Below are 3,430 nucleotides of genomic sequence, written 5' to 3' on the forward strand. Positions count from 1 at the left end.
TGGTTGCCCGGATCACTGATGATTGGGTTTTGACCGATGCCTGCGCCCGCCACGGGTGAGATATGCGAATCAAACTTTTTTGTGGGCGCATATTTTCGGGCGTGTGCGGATTTTGTGCAAATCCTTCCAAAAACATTTGCACATAAACATTAAAAGTATGCATATGAATTTTATAGGTTTTGCGTTTTTACCCAAATACCGCCCTTTGAAAGTGCTGTTATTTCAATAACTTAAGGGGGTATTTACTGGTGCTGCTGTAGAGAATCGAACTCTCGACCTCTCCCTTACCAAGGGCAATGGTAGTTTTGTAAATCCATTATATATCAATCTATTACGCGCTGGTGCTTTGATGCGTTCACGGATTTTGCGCGCTTCCCAATTTTGAGCCTGTGATACTTTATGAGAAATGCTTGCGAGGTCCGCCCGGTTTCACCGGGCGGGCCTCTTTCAGTTTTGGGCGATGGCCCCGCAAATGTGAAAGGGATAAAGTGACTGATCAAATAACTGCTGATGAGCAGATTTTGACAATTCTCGCCAAGCTGCAATCTGCGCTTGGGGAGGGTGGCGACAAGCTGGAAACGGGCGAGTTGGCTCAGGTTCGCAAAATTCTGGATCATGGTGAGACGCTGGTTGAACTGGCCCGGTATGAAGAAGCCAAGGGCATTGTGCGCGCCCGGTGGCGCAGCGTGATCCTTGGTTTGGCTGCGCTGGTGACTGCCTTGTCTATGATCTGGGGAAAGCTTGAGGTTGCCTTGCGCGCAATCTTGGGCGTTGCGCCATGAGGGGGCCGGTTCATCCATGCCGCCGCAGGCTGCGCAAGGTGGATTTCCTCAGCCTCGCGGTTCTGGCTCTTTGTGGCTCAATTTTTATGGTGGGGGCTGTTGCGGAGTTTCGTGCGCTGGATTGTACGCCGGGCGCGGCCTATCGCCCTGGTGCTGTCGCCCCGGCGGCTCAGCGCTGCCGGGGCAAGTGTTTAAGCGCTTTCGCGGGTTTGCTCGATTTCTTTGCGAGCGGCCATTGCAAGAAACGCTGATCGGGTTTTGTAGCCTGAAAGCTTGGCTTGGGTGTCAATCGCGTTGAGCAACCCTTTTTCAAAGCTCACGTTCACTCTCTCGACTTTTGCCAAATTGGGAATATGCGGAACGGCCATGAGATAGGCCCCTTCTGCAAGATCCTCTTTTGCCTCAAGTCTGATGGCCTCAATGCCTCGTGGCTCTGGCACCTCGTGGCCATCTGCAAAATAGTCGTCTAGCGCGGCAATCGCGTTTTGCAAGATGTCTGCTGGATCATCAGCGGCAGCAAAACAGCCGGGCGCATCAGGAAAATGCACGCCGGTTGCGCTACCTTCTTCGTGATGTACTACGGCAATAAAATTCATCTTTCATCCTTTCGTCTCCTAGTGCGCCGGGCTCTTGCTATGGGGCGCGGCTCTCACTGTTGAGCGAAACAGTGTTTTTTGTTTTGGTGCTGGTGGGCTGGATTAAATCCAGCCCACTTGCTTTGCTATGGCGCGGGCGGTGCCGGTTGGCAGGTCCCGCTTGGGGTGTGGTACGATCACCGTTTGCTCACCTTTGCGAAGCTTTACGTGTGATCCTCTGTGGTGGATCTTGGTATAGCCTTGCTCAATCAGTTTCTTGATGATCCTCTTACTGTCTCGCTCTATCATGTGTATATTCATACACACTGCCTGAAGTGGGTGCAAGAAGAATGTGTATTTTAATACACATAATTTCCCGTAATTATTGCCGGACCAAAAGGTTTCGGGGCTTGCTTCCTAGCTGAGGTCAGCCTTGCGCTCGCGTGTTCAAGCCTAGGCGCTCGCGCTTACAGGATGGGCGGAGTGCAGGCATTAGCCGCACCTGCGAGAGGTTACCCGTCAGACAGGCAAAAGCGGCCATTCAAGCCCTAGCAGACCGAAGCCCGCATGTTGCGGTTGCGCTGCGCACCAAGGTCGGCTGTGCGCAGAAAACGGAGTTTGCAAAGTTTGGCCCGTTTGCCGACAGCGGACCTTCGTGTAGGCTGCGGCGAACAGCAGGTGAGAGCCCACTTCGACCGATGCTGCACAGTGTACGAATGTCTGCTATTAAGATCTGTGTCCTCATGGTTCTACTCAATGGGAAATTGTAACGCTATGCCAATATCGCTTCATTTCATCGCGAGGCGAATGCTGTTGATGCTCTTACTTTGCATCGCAGTTCCAAATCTGTCTGGTGCTCAGCCCGCAGAACTAAACGGCAGCTGGTTTGCAACTTCCATAGTCTCCACTGGTGTCATTGGGGAGCGCTACTCGGAGCGTGTTTCCCCGTTGATGGGTAACCTCGTTGTCATCGAAGGGCAGTATATTGAGTTTTCCCAAGAATTTACCTGCGAATTAGCCGCGCCGGTCTTAGAGACTTGGACAAATGACAGGCGCACGTTTGGTTCTTTCGGCGGAGATTGGTCTCAACTGGGTTTGGAACGAACCAGTTCCCAGGGTTTCGAAGTTTATACACGGGGAATCGACTGTCTGGGCCCCGATTGGCCGAAACTATCGATTGTCATGCAGCCAAGTAGCGGCGTGCTCTTGTTGGGTTCCCATCGCGTTTTTGCAGTGCTCCGCTCTAACGTTGATTAGGAGGCGATAGCATCTAAACCAGCCATTGGCGCAGCCGCAGCGAAAGAGCGCTTCGTCCGCAACTTACCAGTTCGTGCGTTGCGCAGCGAAGGTCAGGTATTCCAAATTCGCGTCTATTGCCTTGGGTCCGGTTTGGGCTGACAGCAGTCAACCAGGTGTGCCGATCAGACCGGCGACAGAGTGTCGGTGAAAACCACACGCTGCACCGCCGCAAGTCCGCTGTGAGCCCGAAGTGTCGTATGCTGCATCCGTCCTAAATGTCCGCTCTCCAGGAAATCCTCGCGGGCCGCGTTCTCAAACATTACCGTTCCAGCTTTGCGGAGGTCTTTAGCTCAGCCCTTGTCACGCCCTTGCGCCCCACCTAGGTTGGCAGAGCGCTTCCGTGACTTGAACGAGACCAGCAACAATGCGCTGTGATGGCAACACTGGAATTCAGAGGTAGGTCACACCGAGTTTCACGCACGCTGGTTGACAACAAAATGGGTTTGATTGATGTTTGAATTCTTCCGAAAATTGACAGCTTTGTTCCTCCCCCCGAGGTATGATCCTAAGAACCCTCCGCTAGGAATGGAGGCAACGGATCTAGACTTAGTGAACCGGACAAACGCCGAGAACGAGCGGATCGAAGACAGAAATCGGCGTGATACACATGGGCGCTAGGAGAGTGAAGTATCCTTAGCCGGAATTCATTGACGCGTTCGGCATGTTCCAATTCAGAAGCCGACTTTGGCGCAGCCGCGGCGAAAGCTCACTTCGTCCGCACTGCTGCCCTCTGGCCAACAAAAATGCTGCACAATGGGTTGAACGGCTGCTTCG

At 53.1% G+C, this 3,430-nt stretch carries 3 protein-coding genes; 1 reads left to right on the plus strand and 2 read right to left on the minus strand.

From position 1 onward, the window contains the following. The first annotated feature begins 488 nt into the window (after positions 1-488). Positions 489-782, plus strand: a complete 294-nt coding sequence (locus tag B4968_RS18430) for a hypothetical protein (protein ID WP_083100814.1) — start codon at positions 489-491, stop codon at positions 780-782. 191 nt (positions 783-973) lie between these two features. On the opposite strand, the gene B4968_RS18435 is transcribed toward B4968_RS18430, so the two are convergent. Both B4968_RS18435 and B4968_RS18440 read right to left on the minus strand, forming a co-directional pair. Beyond that, on the minus strand, positions 974-1,378 hold the full coding sequence (locus B4968_RS18435) for a type II toxin-antitoxin system HicB family antitoxin (RefSeq protein ID WP_083100815.1): 405 nt from the start codon (positions 1,376-1,378) through the stop codon (positions 974-976). Between the two features lie 102 nt (positions 1,379-1,480). Next, positions 1,481-1,678, minus strand: a complete 198-nt coding sequence (locus B4968_RS18440) for a type II toxin-antitoxin system HicA family toxin (protein ID WP_241525841.1) — start codon at positions 1,676-1,678, stop codon at positions 1,481-1,483. Between the last annotated feature and the right edge of the window lie 1,752 nt (positions 1,679-3,430).

The organism is Pseudophaeobacter leonis, assembly GCF_002087335.1.
GTDB classification, from domain to species: Bacteria; Pseudomonadota; Alphaproteobacteria; order Rhodobacterales; family Rhodobacteraceae; genus Pseudophaeobacter; species Pseudophaeobacter leonis.